Raw genomic sequence first — 18,838 nt, 5'->3', positions numbered from 1 at the left:
TGCGCGGGCCCGAGGGTGGCACGTCGCAGTTGCGCGGCCACAAATAGTGACGGGGCTCGTCGTGCGGTACCGGATCGTGTGGGCGCCGGGCGCCGTGTGGACCGGCTGACGTCACCGGCGGGCGTGGCGGAGCATGAGGACGCCGTCGTCGGCGGCGAGCACGTGCCGCAGCGGCAGGCGCCGGGGCGCGCTGCTGTCGCCCGCGGTGATCCGGCCGGCCCCGGGGCCGGCGAGCAGTGGCGCGACGGTGAGGCACAGTTCGTCGACCAGGTCGGCGGCGGTGAGCGCACCGAGCAGGTGCGGGCCGCCCTCGCAGAGCAGTTGGGTCAGCCCGCGACCGTGCAGCTCGGCCAGGCCGGCGGCGAGGTCGACCCGCCCGGTGCCGCAGCGCAGCAGATCGGCGACGTCGGTAAGGCCGGGCGGCGGCTCGGCGTCGGCGTGGGTGAGCACGATCGGCCGGACCGGCGCGTCGGCGAAGGCCGCCTGCGCCGGGTCCAGGTCGAGGGAGCGGGAGACGACCACAAGCGTCGGGTACGCGGCAAGCCCGTTGGCCTGCCGCCAGGCGCGGCGGGTCTCGTTGAGCCGCACCGCCCGGTAGCCCTCGTGTCGCAGGGTGCCGGCGGCCACCACAAGCGCGTCGCAGAGCATCCGCAGCAGGCCGAACACCCGCTTGTCCGGTGCACCTGAGAGCCCGGCTGAGTAGCCGTCCACAGTGACCGCGCCGTCCAGGCTGGCGACGAAGTTGACACGGAGTCTGGGCTGGTCAGCGCGGGCGTAAAGGCCGGTCAGCGCTGCATCGTCGAGCGGCTGCGTCGACGGCTCGGGCCAGAGCCGTCGAATCGGGATTCCGACGGTCATCCGCCGGCCGGGCCGGTGGGTTCGGTGATCCGGTGCTGACAGTCGCACCAGTTCCGGGTCAGGCAGTCGTCATGTCGCCTCGACCGGCTCGCTCGGCAGATCATGGCACCAGGGTAGATCGCTGAGATGGCGGAACGCCGGCGCGTGGACATCTGCCCGCACCGGCGCCCCACCAGTTACCTCGTCAGTCGGCGTCGTAGTACTGGGCCGTGCAGACGACGTTTCGGTACGACAAGACCGGATAGTCGAAGCAGGCACGCATGTAGGTGCCGACGTTTCCTGCCGCGTATTTCGCGGTCCAGTAGGTCTCATTCCCGGCGGTGATGTTGGTCTTGGGGCACTGCTCCCAGGTGGAGCCGCTCTTCCGTTCCACCCAGACCCGGTCGCCGCTTTCCAGATTTCCCGACACATGGGCGGTGCTCTCGTCGTTGTTGCGTTCGTTCCTCAACAACACCGTGACGGCGCTCGGGCTCCGCGAGCTGACCGTATGGGGCAAGGTTTTCACTGTCGCCCAGATCCCGGAATCCGGCGAACTGCACGAGATGGCTTGGGCTGGCGTAGCGGTGAGCGCGACGGCCAGGGGGGCGGTAATGATGGCAGCGAATGCGATCCGCAAGCCTTTGGTCGCAATCTTGCGATGGGCCACAGCATCTCCTTCTGGTTCGACTACATCGATCGGTGGGTACGCTCCCACACGGCCAGAACGTCGTCAACCCGCTCGAATGTTCGTTGATCGGGGGGCAGCAGCGCCGGTCAACGTCGTGTATCTTCAGGCTGATCGGCGTTGTCAGATTGGGCGACCAGTGCGGGGGTGTTGGTTACTCGGCTCTTTTGGTTTCGTGCAGGCCGCAGCGTATTCACTGCCTGCCCTGCGGGCGCACGCCGCTTCGTTCGAATCGTTCATCGGTAGGCGGTTCGGCGCTGTCGTCGAATAGTCTCCTGCGCGCCGGAATTGAGCGGCTCCACCGATTGCGCAACTGGGGACCCTGCCTGTTCGCATATGCAGCCCTTGGCGATGGTCTTCTTGTCCTAGGATGAGGATCAATAAAGGGCGGTTATGTGACCAGTGCGCGTGACCGTCTTTTGGCTGATGTTCTCGAGGGGTTTGTGGGTTCCGGCGGGAGTGCCGCGATTGCTTGACCGCTCGGGCCGGCGCGTTGTCCGACCTGACGCACGCGTCGACGTGCCGACGAGGGCGGTGCGCCTTACCTGTTGGCTGTGGCCGGGCGCGCACACCGCTCGGGCCGGAGCCGTCGAATCGGAATTCTGACGGTCATTCGCCGGCCGGACCAGTGACCGGAGGGGTCGGTTGGGCGGTACGGTGCTGGCAGTCGCACCAGTTCCGGCCCGGGCAGTCGTCGTGCCGCCGGGCCCGGCACGCTCGGCAGATCATGCTCGCAGCCTAAGCCGCGGGAGGGCAGGACAGCATGCCGCGTCAGATCTTCCAGCTGAAGATGTCCGTCTCCGGCGGCCGCCCGCCGGTGTGGCGTCGGGTGCTCGTTCCCGCCGGCTACACGCTGGACCGGCTGCACCGGGTGGTGCAGCACGCGATGGGTTGGCGCGACTGCCACCTGCACTCGTTCGAGATCGACGGGGTGCAGTACGGCGAGCCCGACCCGGATGGTGAGTTGGCGCTGCACGACGAGCTGGACGTGCGGCTCGACGCGGTGCTCGGCAAGGGCAGCCGCTTTACCTACACGTACGACTTCGGTGACTGGTGGGAGCACGACCTGGTCGTCGAGGACGCGCTGACCGCGGACCCGGACGAGCGGTACCCGGTCTGTATGGACGGTGAGCGGGCCTGCCCGCCGGAGGGGATCGGCGGGCCGGCGGGCCATCAGGCGCTGCTGATCGCGCTCGACGATCCGGATGTCCTGGCCGACCCGCAGTACGCCCTGCTGCGGGACTGGGCGGGTGTCGGCTACGACCCGTCCCGCTTCGACCCCGACCGTACGACCACATTGCTGCGCCGTTTCTGCTGATCCGGTGCCGCCGGTTCCACCAGGCAACGGCCGCCCTGGGTGCCCGGCCGAAACAGGCCGGTAACGATCTGGGAACGCTCCCATTGGTCTATTGACACCCCAAGGGCACCCCGGCAATCTCATGGGAGCGCTCCCGGGGGAGTGACGGATATCTCCTAGAGCTCCCCCCGCGACGCCACGGCCTTCGTCGGGCGACACCAGGGGCGCAGCAGCATCCCCCGCCACACACGCACCACCAAGCCTCACCACTTGAGAGGGGTCAGGATGAGCGTCACCTCACGTCGCCGCTTTGCGGCGGTCGCGCTGGCGTCCGTCGCCGTGCTCGCCGCGGCAACCGCCTGCGGCGGAAGCGATTCGTCGTCCGGGACGGACGACAAGGTCACTTTGGTCGTCGACGTCTTCGGCGACCAGGGCTTCGGGTACGAGGAGCTCTACAAGCAGTACCAGTCGGAGCACCCGAACGTCACCATCCAGGAGCGCGGCAAGGGCCTGGGCCTGGGCGACTACAACACCCGGCTGACGCAGCAGATCACCGCCGGCGCGGGCGCCGGCGACGTCGTCGCCCTCGAAGAGGGCACGATCGTGCAGTTCTTCGCGCAGGCCGACAAGTTCGTGAACCTGGCCGACCACGGCGCCAACGACCTCAAGGCCAACTTCCTGCCCTGGAAGTGGGAGGGTGGCCTCACGCCGGACGGCAAGGTGCTCGGTCTCGGCACCGACGTCGGCGGCATGGCCGTCTGCTACCGCACCGACCTCTTCAAGGCCGCCGGCCTGCCCACCGACCGCGAGCAGGTCGGCGCCCTCTGGCCGACCTGGGACGAGTTCATCGCCCAGGGGCAGAAGTTCGTCGCCGCCGACAGCAAGCACAAGTTCGTCGACTCGGCGACCAACTTCTACAACATCGTGCTGATGCAGAAGGCCGGCGAGGGCAGCGGTTACACCTACTTCGACAAGAGCAACAAGCTCTCCGTCGGACAGAACCCGGACGTGCGGGCCGCCTTCGACCTGACCACCAAGATGACCGCCGCTGGTCTGTCGAACAACCTCAAGAGCTTCTCCAACGAGTGGAACGCCGGCTTCAAGAACGGCAGCTTCGCCACCATCGGCTGCCCGGCGTGGATGACAGGTGTCATCAAGGGGCAGGCCGGCGACGCGGCTGCCGGCAAGTGGGACGTGGCCAAGGCCCCCGGCAACGGCGGCAACTGGGGCGGTTCCTGGCTGGCCGTGCCGAAGTCCAGCAAGCACCAGAAGGAGGCCGCGGAGCTGGCCAAGTTCCTGACCAGCGCCAAGAGCCAGACCGAGGCGTTCAAGAAGGTCGGTAACCTGCCCTCGTCGCCGCAGGCCCTCGAGGACCCGGCCGTGCTCGCCGCGACCAACGAGTACTTCAGCGGGGCGCCGATCGGCAAGATCTTCGCCGCTGGCGCGAAGGAGCTGAAGCCGGTCTACCTCGGCCCGAAGAACCAGGCGGTCCGCGACGCGGTCGAGAACGCGCTGCGCAGTGTCGAGCAGGGCAAGGCCGCCGAGGCGGCCTGGCAGGACGCGGTGAAGAACGGCGAGGCAGCAGGCAAGTAACCGGCTGTCGACGCGCTCACGGGTGGTGCCGGACTCCGGCACCACCCGTGAACCCGCGTCGGAACGCCCTGCCGCGGCACCGGCGACGGCGCCGCCAAGTGTGAAGGACCGTTCATGAGCTCTCTGAAGACCACCGCGCCGCCTGCCGCACCGGGCCGTGGGCCGCGGCCCGCCCCGCGGCACTCCCCGCAGCGTGGCCGGCTACTGAACCGGCTGGACCTGCGCCTGACCCCGTACGTCTTCGTCCTGCCGTTCTTCGTGCTCTTCGCGATCTTCGGCGTCTACCCGATCGTCTACACGTTCTGGATCGCGATGACCGACAGGTCACCGCTGAACGCCACGATCAGCTTCGTCGGCGTGGACAACTTCGTCGAGCTGTTCACGAACGACCCGCAGTTCTGGAACGCCGTGGTGAACACCTTCGGGATGTTCCTCATGTCCACGATTCCGCAGCTGCTCATCGCCCTGCTGCTGGCCAACGCCCTGAACCGGCGTATCCGTGGCCAGATGTTCTTCCGGCTGGCCATCGCCATGCCGATCATCACCTCGACCGCCGTGGTGGCGCTCATCTTCTCGATGATCTACGCCCGCGAGTTCGGTCTGGTGAACTGGCTGCTCGACCAGGTCGGCGTCGGCCCCATCGACTGGCGGGCCAACCGTTTCGCCTCCTGGTTCGCCATCTCCACGATGGTCGACTGGCGGTGGGTGGGCTACAACGCCCTGATCTACCTCGCGGCGATGCAGTCGATCAGCAAGGACATGTACGAGGCCGCAGCCCTCGACGGGGCCTCCCGGCGTCGGCAGTTCTGGTCGATCACCATTCCCCAGCTGCGCCCCACCATCATCTTCACGCTGATCATCTCGACGATCGGCGGTCTGCAGCTCTTCACCGAGCCGCTCATGTTCACAAGTGGCTCGGGCGCACTCTCCGGTGGCTCGGAGGGGCAGTTCCAGACGATCACCATGTACCTGCTGGACGTGATGAACCAGCGGTTCCGGTGGGGGTACGCGGGCGCCGTCGCCCTGGTGCTCTTCGTGCTTATCGCATCCGTCTCACTGCTCAACTACCTGCTGGCCCGCCGAATCAGCTCCGACAAGTGAGGGTGGCGCACCCATGACCATGACCACTCTGCGACCACCGGCGGCGCAGCCGCCGACCGCGCGTACCGGCATCCGCCACCGGGCGGAGAAGCTCTGGACGGCGAGCCCCCTGACCTGGGTCGGGCTCGTCTTCGGCGTGATCCTGTCGCTCTTCCCGTTCTACTGGATGATCGTCATCGCCTCGCGGACCAGCGACGCGGCCAACTCCTGGCCGCCGCCGTTCCTGCCCGGCGGAAAGCTGGGCGAGAACATCCAGCGGGTGCTCGACAACGGCGACGCGAACATCGTCAAGGGCCTGATGAACTCGTTCCTCGTGTCCGGCACGATCACGGTGGCGACCGTCTTCTTCGGCTCGCTCGCCGGGTTCGCGTTCGCGAAACTGAAGTTCCGGGGCAAGAACGCCTTTCTGCTCATCATCCTCGCCTCGATGATGATTCCCATCCAGCTCGGCGTGCTGCCGTTGTACATCCTGATGGCCAAGCTGGAATGGCTGAACACCATGCCGTCGGTGACCGTGCCGTTCCTGATCGGCGGTTTCGGCATCTTCATGATGCGTCAGTACGCCGAGCAGGCCGTGCCCAACGAGCTGATCGAGGCGGCCCGGGTCGACGGCTGCTCCACCTGGCGTGTCTACTGGCACGTGGTGGTGCCGGCGCTGCGACCCGCGGCGGCGGTGCTCGGCCTGCTCACCTTCATGGAGCAGTGGAACCAGTTCTTCTGGCCGTTCGTGGTGCTGGCCGACCCGGCCAACCCGACAGTGCAGATCTCGCTGCGCAGTCTGAACACGGCGTACTTCGCGGACAATTCCCAGATCTTCGCGGGTACGTTGATCGCCACCCTTCCGCTGTTTGTCGTGTTCGTTCTGTTCGGCCGCCAGATCATCGGCGGGATCATGGAAGGTGCCGTCAAGTCGTGAGCAACCCCGCCAGCCCGCCCGCCGTCGGTGTCCTCGACGACCGGCCCGGGTTGACCTTTCCACCCGGCTTCCTGTGGGGGGCCGCGACCGCCGCGTACCAGATCGAGGGGGCGGCGACCGAGGGCGGCCGTACCCCGTCGATCTGGGACACCTTCAGCCACACCGAGGGTCGGGTCGTCGCCGGGCACACCGGTGACGTGGCCTGCGACCACTACCACCGGGTCGGTGACGACGTCGCGCTGATGGCCGAGCTGGGCCTGAAGTCGTACCGTTTCTCGGTCTCCTGGCCGCGGGTGCAGCCCGGCGGCACCGGCGCGGCCAACCAGCGCGGCCTGGACTTCTACCGGCGGCTTGTCGACGAGCTGCTGGCCAAGGGCATCGAGCCGTGGCTGACCCTCTACCACTGGGACCTGCCGCAGCCGCTCGAGGACGCCGGTGGCTGGCCGGCCCGGGACACCGCGGCGCGGTTCGCCGACTACACGACGCTTGTCGCCGACGCGCTCGGCGACCGGGTGCGCTACTGGACCACGCTCAACGAGCCGTGGTGCTCGGCGTTCCTCGGCTACGGCTCGGGCGTGCACGCGCCCGGCCGTACCGACGGGGCGGACGCGGTCCGGGCCGGGCACCACCTGATGCTCGGCCACGGCCTGGCGGTGCAGGCGTTGCGGGCCACCCGGCCGGACGCCGAGGTGGGCGTGACGGTGAACCTCTACCCGGTCGACCCGGCAAGTGACGCGCCCGCCGACGTGGACGCGGCCCGGCGCATCGACGGGCTGGCCAACCGCTTCTTCCTCGACCCGCTGCTGCGCGGGTCGTACCCCCGGGATCTGGTGGCCGACCTGCGCGCGGTGACCGACTTCGACCACGTGCGCGACGGTGATCTGGCGACCATCGCCACGCCGCTGGACATGGTCGGGGTCAACTACTACAGCCGGCACGTGGTCGCCGCCGCTGTCGAGGGCGTCGAGGCCGATCCGGCCCCCTCGTGCTGGCCGGGCAGCGAGGACGTCCGCTTCGTCACCCGGGGCGTTCCGGTCACCGACATGGGCTGGGAGATCGACGCCCCCGGTCTGACCGAGACGCTGCGCCGGGTGCACGACGACTACACCGACCTGCCGCTGTACGTCACCGAGAACGGCTCCGCTTTCGTGGACGAGGTCGTCGACGGGCAGGTCGACGACCTCGACCGGCTCGCCTACTTCGAGGCCCACCTGCGGGCCGCGCACGAGGCGATCAATGCGGGGGTGCCCCTGCGGGGATACTTCGCCTGGTCGTTGATGGATAATTTCGAGTGGGCCTGGGGTTACACCAAGCGATTCGGCATGATCCATGTCGATTACGACAGTCAGGTCCGCATTCCCAAGTCCAGCGCCAGGTGGTACGCCTCGGTGATCCGACGCAACGGTCTGGCCGCACAATAGGCTCGGGCCAGCCATCAGGGCGGTCCTGGTGTCCACCTTCCGCTGGTGGCACCGGGCCCGCCCGCCGTCGGAGGAGCAGACGATGACAACGCAGCGCACCCGGTCGCTCGGGCGCCCGACCCTCGACGCGGTCGCGGCGCGAGCCGGCGTGGGTCGGGGCACGGTCTCCCGCGTGGTCAACGGTTCGCCCCAGGTCAGCCCGGAGGCCCGGGCCGCGGTCCAACAGGCCATCGCCGAGCTGGGGTACGTCCCGAACAGGGCGGCCCGCGCGCTTGTCACCCAGCGCACCGACTCCGTCGCGCTTGTGGTGTCCGAGTCGGGCGAGCGGGTCTTCACCGAGCCGTTCTTCGCCGCGATCGTGCGGGGGATCAGCTCCGGGCTGCTGGAGACACCCATGCAGCTCTGGCTGGCGATGGCCCAGTCGCCGGTGGAGCGCGAGCGCGTCGAGCACCACCTGACCAACCAGCACGTCGACGGCGTACTCCTGCTGTCGTTGCACGACTCGGACCCGCTGCCGACCCTGCTGGAGGATCGGGGCCTGCCCGCCGTGCTCGGCGGCCGGCCGGCCCGGATGCTGCAACCCGGCGCGCAGCCGGCCTGGTTCGTCGACGTGGACAACGTTGGCGGGGCCCGGCAGGCAGTGGAATACCTGACGGGGCGGGGGCGGCGTCGGATCGCCACCATCGCCGGCCCGCAGGACATGGGCGTCGGCCTGGCCCGGTTGGCCGGCTACACCGAGGCCGTCAAGGCCACCGGGGGCGGCGTCAACCCCGACCTGATCGCGTACGGCGACTTCAGCGAGGAGAGCGGCGCGAGCGCCATGCGCCGGCTCCTGGAAGCCTGCCCGGACCTGGATGCGGTATTCGTCGCGTCCGACCTGATGGCGTTCGGCGCCCTGCGGACCCTGCGTGAGGCCGGTCGGCGGGTGCCCGAGGACGTCGCGGTGATCGGCTTCGACGACGCGCCGATCGCGCGGCAGGCCGACCCGCCGCTGTCCACGGTCTTCCAGCCGGTGGAGGAGATGGGCCGGCAGATGGCCCGTCTGCTGGTCGCCCGCATCCGCGGCGACGACATCCCCGCCCCGCACATCCTCCTGGACACGCAACTGATCCACCGAGCCTCCGCCTGACCCCCACCCACCCGCGGGGACGCGGCCGGGTGGGGGAGGGGCGGGTTACTGGGTCCAGCGGCGGAGTTCGCGTTTGGCCAGGGAGTTGCGGTGGACCTCGTCGGGGCCGTCGGCCAGGCGCAGCGTGCGAGACTGCGCCCAGAGGGCGGCCAGTGGGGTGTCCTGGCTGACGCCGGCGCCGCCGTACCCCTGGATGGCCTTGTCGATCACCCACTCCGCCATCGCCGGCGTGCCGATCTTGATGGCCTGGATCTCGGTGTGTGCGCCCTTGTTGCCGACGGTGTCCATCAGCCAGGCCGTCTTGAGCACGAGCAGGCGGGCCTGCTCGATGCGGACCCGTGACTCGGCGATCCACTCCCGGACGACGCCCTGCTCGGCGAGGGGCCTGCCGAACGCGATCCGCTCGTTGGCCCGGCGGCAGAGCAGTTCCAGAGCCCGTTCGGCCATGCCGATCAGCCGCATGCAGTGGTGGATGCGGCCCGGGCCGAGCCGGGCCTGGGCGATGGCGAAGCCGGTGCCCTCGGCGCCGATGAGGTTCTCTGCCGGCACCCGTACGTCGGTGAAGTCGATCTCCGCGTGCCCGCCGTGGGTGCCGTCGGTGTAGCCGAAGACGGTCATGCCCCTGCGCACCGTCACACCGGGGGTGTCCCGGGGGACGAGCACCATGCTCTGCTGGCGGTGCCGGTCGGCGGTGGGGTCGGTCTTGCCCATCACGATGAAGATCTCGCAGCGCGGGTCCATCGCACCGGACGACCACCACTTGCGGCCGTTGATGACGTACTCGTCGCCGTCGCGGGTGATCCGGGTGGCGATGTTCGTGGCGTCGGAGGAGGCGACGTCCGGCTCGGTCATGCAGAACGCGGAGCGGATCTCACCCTCCAGCAGCGGCATGAGCCACCGCTCCCGCTGCGCGTCCGAGCCGAACTCGGTGAGCAACTCCATGTTGCCGGTGTCCGGTGCCGCGCAGTTGACCGCCTCCGGTGCCAGGTGCGGGCTGCGCCCGGTCAGTTCGGCGAGCGGCGCGTACTGGAGGTTGGTCAGGCCGGCGCCGTAGCGCGGGTCGGGCAGGAACAGGTTCCACAGGCCGCGCTTGCGGGCCTCCGCCTTCAGTTCGGCAAGCACCGGGGTACGCGACCACGGGTCGCCGGTGGCCGCCTGCTCGGCGTGCACGGCCTCGGCAGGGTAGACGTGCTCGGTCAGGAACCGGGTCAGCTCGTCGCGCAGCTCTTCGGTCCGGCTGTCGTAGGCGAAGTCCATCACCGCTCCCTGGCAGCTGTCAGCCCGTGCGCGATCAGCGGTGCCACCATGTCGCCGATCCGGTCGAAGCCCTCGCCGAGCGTCTGCCCGAGCGTGTGGCGGTAGTGGATGCCCTCGCAGATGACCGCGAGCTTGAAACAGCCAAGCGCCACGTGCCAGTGCAGCGGCCCGACATCGACGTCGCTGCGGCCGGCGTACCTGGCGATCAGTTCGGTGCCGGTGGGAAAGCCGGCGCGCGGGCCGAGCCCGTCGGCGACCGGGTTGCCGGCGGCCGTCTCGCTGCCACCCAGAACGTCCCAGTACGTCAGCAGCAGCCCCAGGTCGGCGAGGGGGTCGCCGAGGGTGGCCATCTCCCAGTCGAGCACCGCGTGCACCGCCACCGGGTCGGCCGAGGCGAGGAGGTTGTCCAGCCGGTAGTCGCCGTGCACGATCCGACCGGCGTTCGCGCCCTCCGGTGCGGTCGCCGCGAGCAGGTCACGCAGCTCGTCGATGCCGGGCAGGTCGCGGCTGCGTGAACGGTCGAGCTGCCCGGCCCAGCGGCGGACCTGCCGGGCCAGGTAACCCTCCGGACGGCCGAAGTCGCTGAGCCCGACGGCGGCCGGCTCGACGCTGTGCAGGGCGGCGAGGGTGTCCATCATCGCCATGGCGAGGGCCCGGCGTCGGTCGTCGCCGAGCGGGTCGGTCTGCGCGCGGGTGCGGAACACCTCGCCGTGCACCCGTTCCATCAGATAGAAGGGAGCGCCGATCACGTCGGGGTCGGTGCAGAGCAGCAGCGCGTCGGGCACCGGCACCTCGGTCGGCGCCAGCGCCGAGATGACCCGGAACTCGCGACTCATGTCGTGCGCGGTCGCCAGCACGTGCCCCAGCGGGGGCCGGCGGAGCACCACCTCACGCTCGCCGAGGCGCAGCAGGTAGGTGAGGTTGGACTTGCCGCCCGCGATCAGCCGGGCCCGCAACGGCCCCGCCGCCAACTCGGGTCGGTGCTCCGCCAGATAGCCGGCGAGTCGATCGAGATCGAGGCCGGCAGGGGACGCCGGGACCATGCCCGGCCGCAACGCATCGACGGCCGGATCACTCATCCGACTAGTTCATGGCAGCCCGCTCACGTTGTCAAGGTCAGATTTTCCCCTCGGGACATGCCTCTGCAACAGGGGCGAAATGGCCAACGACCAGGATGTGACCATCCTGCCGGCCCCCCGCCGGCCCGCCGAGCGGAGGGACAGACATGTTGCTGCGAGTTCGGGTCACCCTGCCGGACCGTCCAGGCACCCTCGGCCAGGTCGCCCGCACGCTTGGCGTCTCCGGGGCGGACATCGTCCAGGTGGTGGTCCTCGAACGGCTCGGCGGGCGCGCGGTGGACGACTTCACAGTCGTCTGGCCGGGCGCGGCACGCGTCGAGCGGCTGCTGGCCGGCCTCGCGGCGATCCCCGGCGTACGGGTGGACGGTGTGTGGCGGGCGATCGGCGCGCCCACCACCACCGGCCAGGACGCGGAGCTGCTGGCCCAGGTCGCGGCCAACCCGGCGGACGGTCTGGCGACACTTGTCGACGCGGTGCCGGGGCTGCTGGCGGCCGACTGGGCGGTGGCGGCCATGGTGCCCGTGGACTGGGCCTCGCGGACCGATGGCGGCGGCGCCACTGTGGGACACGCGAGCTGGCGTGCACCCGTACCCCCGCGGTTGCCGGAGGTGACCCCGCTGCGCGGCCGGTCGGTGACCACGCCCGACGGCACCCACCACGCGATCACCCCGTTCGGTCGGGCCGGCCTGGTGCTGGTGGTGGCCCGGGAATACAACGACACCCTCTGCGCCGCCAACTTCCACAGCACGGAGGTCGACCGGCTCACCCAGCTGGTCCGGGCCAGCGCGGTGATCCTCGGCGACCGGCTGGACCTGGTCGGCGCTCCGCCGGTGATCGCCGGCCCCTGACCGGCCGGGGATTTCCGGGCCTGACACCGCCGGGCAATCGGGCGGCAACAGCCGGGGGCGAGGCTCTGACGTGGGGAAGGGAGCCAACCATGACGTTGTGGCGGATCCGAGCCACCGTGGACGACCGACCGGGTTACCTGTCGGTCCTCACGGCGAGCCTGGCGCTGCGTGGGGTCAACATCCTCACTGTGCAGGTCCAACCCACCGAACACGGTGCGGTGGACGATTTCCTCGTCGACGCCCCGGACACGCTCGACGAGGCAGGGCTGATCGCCGCCGTCGAGCGGGGTAGGGGCCGGGACTGCTGGGTGACGCGCAGCGAGGCGCGCGGTCTGGCCGATCAGCCCACCCGGGTGCTCGGGCTGGCCACCCGGCTGGTCCGTGACCCGGACGCGACGGGCGAGGCGCTGCGGACGTTGCTCGGCGCCGACGCCGTCAGTTGGCGGCCGGCGTCGGCCGGGCTCGACCGGGGAATCACCGGCGCGGGCATGCTGCTGGCCGACCCGGCGGGTGGCTCGTTCGCGCTGCAGCGGGCCGAGCCCGCCTTCACCCCGGCGGAGTACGCCCGCGCGCAGGCACTCGTCGAGCTGGCCGCCACTGTGGCGCGCCGGGCCGCCGACCAGGTCACCCTGGTCCTGCCGGACGGGGCCGAGACGGCCGTGCGCCCAGCGACCGCGGACGACCTGTCGGGTGTGTTGGAGCTGCACGAGAGCTGTTCCCCGCTGAGCCGGCAGCGGCGCTACCTGGGCGGGGCGTCGCTGCCCCAGCCGGCCCGGCTGCGCCGACTGTTGGAGCCGAGTCGAGGGGTGACCCTGATCGCCACGAGCACGGCCCCCGACGGTGCGGCGGACTCGGTGGTCGCGATGGCCAACCTGCTCGGCGAGGGCGACGAGGCCGAGGTGGCGCTGCTGGTGCGCGACGACTGGCAGCGGCGAGGGCTCGGCTCTGCGCTGCTGCGTCGGCTGGTGCAGCACGCCGACCGGGCCGGGTACGCGGCGTTGCTGCTGCACGTCCAGGCCGAGAACACCCCGATGCTGCGGACGCTGCACCGACTGGGCAGGCCCAGCACCGTCGAGCGCGACGGCGCGCTTGTCACCCTCACCGTGCCCCTCGCCGCAGAAAGGAAGGGCACCTTCCTAACGCCTAACGCATAGGAAGGGCCCCTTTTCACCGTCGGGAGCGGCGGCTCACGGACGCGTCAACGCGCGGAGGGCTCACGGCGGCCGGACAGGCAGAAACGGTTGCCCTCCGGGTCGGCGAGGACCACGTACGGCGGTTCGGTCGGGTGTGGATCCGTGGGATAGTGCCGCCAGTCCACCCGCTGGGCGCCGAGCGCGAGCAACCGGTCGAACTCCTCGTCGAGGCTGCGTTCGCCAGCGTCCAGGTCGATGTGAAGCCGGGGAAACTCCTGCACCGCGCTCTCGCTGAGGTCCATCGCGATGGCCATGCCCGACGCTCCTGGCGGCGGCTCCAGGACGATCCATTCGTCACCGTCATATCGAGGTGCTCGGCGGCGGTAGCCGAGGGCTGCGGCCCAGAACCGTCCCGCGCGCTCGGGGTCGGACACGCCCAGGGAGAGCTCTTCGATCATCGCCATCGCTCGACGGTACGCGACGGTGCGCTGTTGAAAAGGGCCCCCTGCTCTACAACATCAGGCGTTAACAGGGGGCCCTTCCTTGCAAGCTGGTCAGGTGGCGGGGTAGCTGTTGTAGTCGGGGAAGTTGCCGTAGAGCCGGTTGTTGCCGCCCACGGTCACCGCCTGCACCAGCAGGTCGCCGCCGACGAACGCGCCCTTCCAGGAGGCGCCCCGGCCGCCGAACGGCTCGTCCCGGTCACCGCGCGAGCGTGGCTTGTTGATGCCCACCTTGAACGCCTGGAGGTCCACGGCGAGCTTGCCGGCCTCGTCGGTGTCGTCGCAGGCCAGCGAGGCGACCAGTGCGCCGTTTGAGGCGTTCATCGCGGCCAGCAGTTCGTCGGTGGTGTCCACGACGACGATCGTGTCGACAGGCCCGAACGGCTCGGCGTGCATCAGTCGGGACCGACCGGGCGGGGCGAGCAGCACCGACGGCGCGACGTAGGCGGAGGTGTCCTGACCGGGCAGGAACGGCGCGCCGGTCAACTTGCCCCGGTGCAGGGGCACCGCCCCGCCGCGTACCGCCTCGTCGACCTTGCGGTGCAGCTCGTCGGCCTTGGCGGCGCTGATCAGCGGCCCGAAGTCCAGCTCGGGCAGCGGGTCACCGGCGGCCCAGGTCTCCTCGACGGCGAGCGGGTGCCCGAAGCGGACCGAGCGCACCACCGGCAGGTACATGTCGAGGAACTCGTCGACCAGGTCGCGCTGCACCACGAACCGGGGGTACGCGGTGCAGCGCTGCTTGCCGTACTCGAAGCCCTTCTTGAGGTGCGTGGCGAGCAGGTCCCACTGGGAGAAGTTCCAGATGCCCCAGGCGTTGAGGCCCTCCTGCTCGATGAAGTGCCGCTTGTCGCTGTCGAGCAGCGCGGCGGCGACCTTGCCGCCGTTGGAGCGCCCGCCGACGAATGCCACAGCGCCGATCTCGGGCGCGCGGACCAGCACTTCGGACAGTTCCTCGCCGCCGCCGGAGACGAGGGTGGCGGGCAGCCCGGCCCGGCGCATCAGCGCGTGCGCGACGGTCAGGCAGACCGCGCCGCCCTGCGACGGGGTCTTGGCGATGACAGCGTTGCCGGCTAGCAACTGCACCAACTCCGCATGCACCAAGACGCTCATGGGGTAGTTCCACGAGGCAATGTTGCTGACCGGGCCGGGCAGCGGCTCGCGGCCGTCGGCGAGCATCCGGTCGATCTCCTCGGCGTACCAGCGGACGCCGTCGAGTGCCCGGTCGACGTCGGCGCAGGCCAGCCGCCACGGCTTGCCGATCTCCCAGACCAGCAGCAGGGCGAGCAGGTCGCGGTGCGCGGTGAGGGCCTCCAGCGCGTCGGCGACCCGTGCCTTGCGGTCGGCAAGTGGGGTCGCCGCCCAGTCCCGGTGGGCGTTGGCGGCGTGCGCGACGGCGGCGCGGGCGCTGTCGGCGTCGAGCCGGGGCAGGTTGATGATGACTGTGTTGTCCACAGGGGTGCGGACCGGTGCGGGTTGGCCGACCGTCCGCCAGTCGCCTTCGATCAGGTTGCGCAGTGTGGTGACGCCGTCCACGTCGGCGCCGAACGCCTCCGGAGTGGCGGCCACCGCGCGGGCGAGGACGTCGGACCAGGCGGTGCCCTCGGCGAGTCGTAGTGCCATCGCGTTCTCCTCAGGGTTTGGCCGGGGAGCGGCGGCGTCGATGGCACCGCTGGTGATCGGTACTGTCTCGCGCCGAGTAGCGGGTCAGCAACAGTACGTTCGTATGGCAGGGCCCGATGGGTCCACATGCCAGAGCCATCGAGGTGGACGGATGGCCTCCGAGCTGCGGCTCTTCTCGACAACTTATCGACATTGATCGATGATGTGAGATAGCTCAGGGTGACTGTCACGGGTTACCCGGGAGTACGAGAAACGGGGCCGCTTCCCAACCGGCCACACGCCCGATACATTGTCGCTTATCCATGGGAGCGCTTCCACGGCTCCTGTGGTCACACCGCCACCCCGCTGTCGCCGGTGGCCGTGCCGCCCCCACGCCGTCCCGCGTTGGTGCGACCGCCGGCGGCGCCTCCGACAGGAGCTGCCATGCGTCACCTGACCCGGCCGTCCACCGGCCACCCCGGCGGGTCGGCGGTCGCCGACCAGCCCTGGCCCCGGCGGTTGCTGGCCGCCGGTGTCGCTCTGCTCACCGGGCTCTCCCTCGCGGTCGCCGCGCCACCGTCCGGGCCGGCGTCCGCCGCGCCGGCGTTCAACTACGCCGAGGCGTTGCAGAAGTCGCTGCTCTTCTACGAGGCACAGCAGTCGGGCCGGCTGCCGGACTGGAACCGGGTCTCCTGGCGCGGCGACAGTGCGCTCACCGACGGCGCCGACGCGGGGCTCGACCTCACCGGCGGCTGGTACGACGCCGGCGACCACGTGAAGTTCGGCTTCCCGATGGCGTTCAGCGCCACGATGCTGGCGTGGGGTGCTGTGGAGTACCGCAGCGGCTACACCGCCTCCGGGCAACTGCCGCACCTGCTCAACAACCTGCGGTTCGTCAACGACTACTTCGTCAAGGCGCACCCGTCGGCAAACGTCCTCTACGGGCAGGTCGGCAAGGGCGACGACGACCACAAGTGGTGGGGTCCGGCCGAGGTGATGCCGATGGCGCGGCCCGCGTACAAAATTGATGCGAGCTGCGGCGGCGCGGACCTGGCGGGGGAGACGGCGGCCGCGATGGCTGCCTCCTCGATGGTGTTCCGGCCCACCGACGCGGCCTACGCCGACAAGCTACTCGGCCACGCCCGGCAGCTCTACACATTCGCCGACACGGTGCGGAAGTCCTACCACGAGTGCATCACCGACGCGACGAGCTTCTACCGCTCGTGGAGCGGCTGGCAGGACGAGCTGGTGTGGGCCGCTATCTGGCTGCACCGGGCCACCGGCGAGGCCAGCTACCTGGCCAAGGCCGAGAGTGAGTACGACAAGCTCGGCACCGAGAACCAGTCCACCACCCGCTCCTACAAGTGGACGATCGCCTGGGACAACAAGCAGTTCGGCGCGTACGTGCTGCTGGCGAACCTGACCGGCAAGCAGAAGTACGTCGACGACGCCAACCGCTGGCTGGACTACTGGACCGTCGGCGTCAACGGCCAGCGCGTGCCGTATTCGCCCGGCGGGATGGCGGTGCTCGACTCCTGGGGCGCGCTGCGCTACGCCGCCGACACGTCCTTCGCCGCGCTCGTCTACAGCGACAAGACCACCGACACCACGCGCAAGGCGCGCTACCACGACTTCGCCGTACGGCAGATCAACTATGCGCTCGGCGACAACCCGCGCAGCTCCAGCTACGTCATCGGGTTCGGCGCCAACTCGCCGCGCAACCCGCACCACCGCACCGCGCACGGCTCCTGGTGGGACAGCCAGACCGTGCCCGTCGAGACCCGGCACACCCTCTACGGCGCGCTTGTCGGCGGCCCGTCCTCGCCCAACGACGCGTACAGCGACAGCCGGTCGGACTACGTGATGAACGAGGTCGCCACCGACTACAACGCCGGCTTCACGTCCGCGCTGGTCCGGCTGACCTCCGAGTACGGCGGCACGCCGCTCGCCAACTTCCCGGTCGCCGAGACGCCGGACATCGACGAGCTGAGCGTCGAGACCACTGTGATGCAGGCCGAGCCGCGGGCCACGGGGCTCAAGGCGATCGTCTACAACAAGTCGGCGTTCCCGGCCCGCGCGCTCACCGACGGGAAGTTCCGGTACTACTTCCGGCCCGACGGCACCGGCCCGGTGCAGGTCACCGCCGGCTACACGCAGGGCTGCCCGTCCCCGACCACCGCCAAGCAGTTCAGCGGCGACATCTGGTACGTCGAGGTGGACTGCACCGGGCACACCATCGCGCCGGCCGGGCAGTCGCAGCACCGGATGGAGGTCCAGTTCAAGATCGGTGTGCCCGAGGGTGGCACCTGGGACCCGACGAACGACCCGTCCTACCAGGCGACCGCCGGGCCGAACCGGAAGGTGCCGCTCTACTCCGGCACCACCCGCGTCTGGGGTGACGAACCGGGGCCGGTCGTGCCGGACACCACAGCACCCACCACGCCCGGCACGCCCGCCGCGTCCGCCGTCACATCGGCCGGGCTCACGCTGACCTGGGCAGCGTCCACCGACACCGGCGGCAGCGGCCTGGCCGGCTACGAGATCACCCAGTCCCAGACGGGCAGCGACGCGCTTGTGCTGCGTACCGCCACCACGAACACCCTCGCGGTGACCGGGCTGCTGCCGGAGCGGACGTACCAGTTCACCGTGCGGGCCCTCGACGGCGCCGGCAACAGGTCCGCGTCGTCGGCCGCCGTCAACGTCACCACGCCGGCCGGGCCGGCGCCGGACACCACAGCGCCCACCGTGCCCGGCACCCCTGCCGCGTCGGCGGTCACCGCCACCGGGCTCACCCTGACCTGGGCGGCGTCGACCGACAACGTCGGCGTCACCGGCTACCGGGTCTACCGCGAGGCCGGCGCCACCGACGCGCTCGTCGGCTCACCGACAGGCACCACCGCGACGGTGACCGGCCTGACCGCCTCGACGGCGTACCAGTTCTACGTGGTGGCCGTCGACGCGGCAGGCAACACCTCCGCAGCGTCCGCGCCGGTCGCGGTGACCACCGCGCCCCCGCCGGTCGGCGGCACCTGCGCAGTGGGGTACGCCACAAACGACTGGAACACCGGCTTCACCGCCACGGTGTCGATCACGAACACCGGCACCACGGCGATCAACGGCTGGACGCTGCGGTGGAGCTTCACCGGCGGACAGACCGTCAGCCAGGGCTGGTCGGCGACTGTCAGCCAGAGCGGAGCGGCGGTCACCGCCACGAACCTGTCCTACAACGGCACGCTCGCGCCCGGAGCGTCGGTGAGCTTCGGCTTCAACGGCAACCACAACGGCAGCAACCCGAAGCCGACAGCCTTCACCGTCAACAACACCGCCTGCACGATCGGCTGACCCGTTCCGCGATGAGATCTTGGACAGTTTCCGTCTTCGATGGGCGGTAACTGTCCAAGATCTCGCCGCGCGGACCAGGGATAAGCAGCCGGGATTCGGGG

At 70.1% G+C, this 18,838-nt stretch carries 15 protein-coding genes; 9 read left to right on the top strand and 6 right to left on the bottom strand.

Annotated features, from left to right (window positions below; translation table 11 throughout):
- Positions 1 to 111 precede the first annotated feature (111 nt).
- On the bottom strand, positions 112 to 858 hold the full coding sequence (locus ACFY2Q_RS24955) for a pyrimidine reductase family protein (protein WP_387134017.1): 747 nt from the start codon (positions 856 to 858) through the stop codon (positions 112 to 114).
- Between the two features lie 184 nt (positions 859 to 1,042).
- Positions 1,043 to 1,504: a hypothetical protein gene (locus ACFY2Q_RS24950; RefSeq protein ID WP_387134015.1), complete on the bottom strand. Its 462-nt coding sequence runs from the start codon at positions 1,502 to 1,504 to the stop codon at positions 1,043 to 1,045.
- A gap of 781 nt (positions 1,505 to 2,285) precedes the next feature.
- Between ACFY2Q_RS24950 and ACFY2Q_RS24945 the strand changes: the two genes are divergently transcribed.
- The 6 genes from ACFY2Q_RS24945 (at position 2,286) to ACFY2Q_RS24920 (ending at position 8,979) form a co-directional block, all read left to right on the top strand.
- Positions 2,286 to 2,840 (top strand): plasmid pRiA4b ORF-3 family protein, encoded by a 555-nt coding sequence (locus tag ACFY2Q_RS24945; protein WP_387134013.1) that lies wholly within the window; start codon positions 2,286 to 2,288, stop codon positions 2,838 to 2,840.
- A gap of 264 nt (positions 2,841 to 3,104) precedes the next feature.
- The gene (locus ACFY2Q_RS24940) at positions 3,105 to 4,412 is read left to right on the top strand and encodes an ABC transporter substrate-binding protein (protein WP_387134011.1); all 1,308 of its coding nucleotides are present in this window, start codon (positions 3,105 to 3,107) and stop codon (positions 4,410 to 4,412) included.
- A gap of 114 nt (positions 4,413 to 4,526) precedes the next feature.
- Entirely contained in the window at positions 4,527 to 5,513 is a 987-nt protein-coding gene (locus ACFY2Q_RS24935; protein ID WP_387134009.1) for a carbohydrate ABC transporter permease, read from the top strand.
- Positions 5,514 to 5,526: 13 nt separating this feature from the next.
- Entirely contained in the window at positions 5,527 to 6,429 is a 903-nt protein-coding gene (locus ACFY2Q_RS24930; RefSeq protein WP_387134007.1) for a carbohydrate ABC transporter permease, read from the top strand.
- The gene (locus ACFY2Q_RS24925; protein WP_387134005.1) at positions 6,426 to 7,850 is read left to right on the top strand and encodes a GH1 family beta-glucosidase; all 1,425 of its coding nucleotides are present in this window, start codon (positions 6,426 to 6,428) and stop codon (positions 7,848 to 7,850) included. Before ACFY2Q_RS24930 ends, ACFY2Q_RS24925 begins: the two co-directional genes overlap by 4 nt.
- Before the next feature lie 82 nt (positions 7,851 to 7,932).
- Positions 7,933 to 8,979, top strand: a complete 1,047-nt coding sequence (locus tag ACFY2Q_RS24920) for a LacI family DNA-binding transcriptional regulator (protein ID WP_387134003.1) — start codon at positions 7,933 to 7,935, stop codon at positions 8,977 to 8,979.
- Between the two features lie 45 nt (positions 8,980 to 9,024).
- On the opposite strand, the gene ACFY2Q_RS24915 is transcribed toward ACFY2Q_RS24920, so the two are convergent.
- Both ACFY2Q_RS24915 and ACFY2Q_RS24910 read right to left on the bottom strand, forming a co-directional pair.
- Complete coding sequence (locus tag ACFY2Q_RS24915) at positions 9,025 to 10,236, bottom strand: acyl-CoA dehydrogenase family protein (protein WP_387134001.1); 1,212 nt, start codon at positions 10,234 to 10,236, stop codon at positions 9,025 to 9,027.
- Entirely contained in the window at positions 10,236 to 11,315 is a 1,080-nt protein-coding gene (locus ACFY2Q_RS24910; protein ID WP_387133999.1) for a phosphotransferase family protein, read from the bottom strand. Before ACFY2Q_RS24910 ends, ACFY2Q_RS24915 begins: the two co-directional genes overlap by 1 nt.
- A gap of 146 nt (positions 11,316 to 11,461) precedes the next feature.
- On the opposite strand from ACFY2Q_RS24910, the gene ACFY2Q_RS24905 reads away from it, so the two are divergent.
- Positions 11,462 to 12,163 (top strand): amino acid-binding protein, encoded by a 702-nt coding sequence (locus ACFY2Q_RS24905; protein WP_387133997.1) that lies wholly within the window; start codon positions 11,462 to 11,464, stop codon positions 12,161 to 12,163.
- Between the two features lie 89 nt (positions 12,164 to 12,252).
- Complete coding sequence (locus tag ACFY2Q_RS24900; protein WP_387133995.1) at positions 12,253 to 13,317, top strand: GNAT family N-acetyltransferase; 1,065 nt, start codon at positions 12,253 to 12,255, stop codon at positions 13,315 to 13,317.
- A 44-nt stretch (positions 13,318 to 13,361) separates the two neighbouring features.
- On the opposite strand, the gene ACFY2Q_RS24895 is transcribed toward ACFY2Q_RS24900, so the two are convergent.
- A complete protein-coding gene (locus ACFY2Q_RS24895; RefSeq protein WP_387133993.1) occupies positions 13,362 to 13,760 on the bottom strand; it encodes a VOC family protein in 399 nt (132 codons plus the stop codon).
- Between the two features lie 90 nt (positions 13,761 to 13,850).
- Positions 13,851 to 15,416 (bottom strand): aldehyde dehydrogenase family protein, encoded by a 1,566-nt coding sequence (locus ACFY2Q_RS24890; RefSeq protein ID WP_387133991.1) that lies wholly within the window; start codon positions 15,414 to 15,416, stop codon positions 13,851 to 13,853.
- 423 nt (positions 15,417 to 15,839) lie between these two features.
- On the opposite strand from ACFY2Q_RS24890, the gene ACFY2Q_RS24885 reads away from it, so the two are divergent.
- Positions 15,840 to 18,737 carry a glycoside hydrolase family 9 protein gene (locus ACFY2Q_RS24885; RefSeq protein ID WP_387133989.1) on the top strand — a complete coding sequence of 966 codons (2,898 nt, stop codon included), beginning with the start codon at positions 15,840 to 15,842 and terminating at the stop codon, positions 18,735 to 18,737.
- Positions 18,738 to 18,838 lie beyond the last annotated feature (101 nt).

It is taken from the genome of Micromonospora sp. NPDC000316, assembly GCF_042898885.1.
Lineage (GTDB): Bacteria > Actinomycetota > Actinomycetes > Mycobacteriales > Micromonosporaceae > Micromonospora.
The sequence above is the reverse complement of the archived record's forward strand: the minus strand, read 5'-3'. Positions and strand labels throughout refer to the sequence as shown.

Excerpts from the sequence above, each read along its gene's own strand:
- ACFY2Q_RS24955 (WP_387134017.1), bottom strand. The coding sequence starts at position 858 with ATGACCGTCGGAATCCCGATTCGACGGCTCTGGCCCGAGCCGTCGACG.
- ACFY2Q_RS24945 (WP_387134013.1), top strand. The coding sequence starts at position 2,286 with ATGCCGCGTCAGATCTTCCAGCTGAAGATGTCCGTCTCCGGCGGCCGC.
- ACFY2Q_RS24940 (WP_387134011.1), top strand. The coding sequence starts at position 3,105 with ATGAGCGTCACCTCACGTCGCCGCTTTGCGGCGGTCGCGCTGGCGTCC.
- ACFY2Q_RS24935 (WP_387134009.1), top strand. The coding sequence starts at position 4,527 with ATGAGCTCTCTGAAGACCACCGCGCCGCCTGCCGCACCGGGCCGTGGG.
- ACFY2Q_RS24930 (WP_387134007.1), top strand. The coding sequence starts at position 5,527 with ATGACCATGACCACTCTGCGACCACCGGCGGCGCAGCCGCCGACCGCG.
- ACFY2Q_RS24920 (WP_387134003.1), top strand. The coding sequence starts at position 7,933 with ATGACAACGCAGCGCACCCGGTCGCTCGGGCGCCCGACCCTCGACGCG.
- ACFY2Q_RS24915 (WP_387134001.1), bottom strand. The coding sequence starts at position 10,236 with ATGGACTTCGCCTACGACAGCCGGACCGAAGAGCTGCGCGACGAGCTG.
- ACFY2Q_RS24910 (WP_387133999.1), bottom strand. The coding sequence starts at position 11,315 with ATGAGTGATCCGGCCGTCGATGCGTTGCGGCCGGGCATGGTCCCGGCG.
- ACFY2Q_RS24905 (WP_387133997.1), top strand. The coding sequence starts at position 11,462 with ATGTTGCTGCGAGTTCGGGTCACCCTGCCGGACCGTCCAGGCACCCTC.
- ACFY2Q_RS24900 (WP_387133995.1), top strand. The coding sequence starts at position 12,253 with ATGACGTTGTGGCGGATCCGAGCCACCGTGGACGACCGACCGGGTTAC.
- ACFY2Q_RS24895 (WP_387133993.1), bottom strand. The coding sequence starts at position 13,760 with ATGGCGATGATCGAAGAGCTCTCCCTGGGCGTGTCCGACCCCGAGCGC.
- ACFY2Q_RS24890 (WP_387133991.1), bottom strand. The coding sequence starts at position 15,416 with ATGGCACTACGACTCGCCGAGGGCACCGCCTGGTCCGACGTCCTCGCC.
- ACFY2Q_RS24885 (WP_387133989.1), top strand. The coding sequence starts at position 15,840 with ATGCGTCACCTGACCCGGCCGTCCACCGGCCACCCCGGCGGGTCGGCG.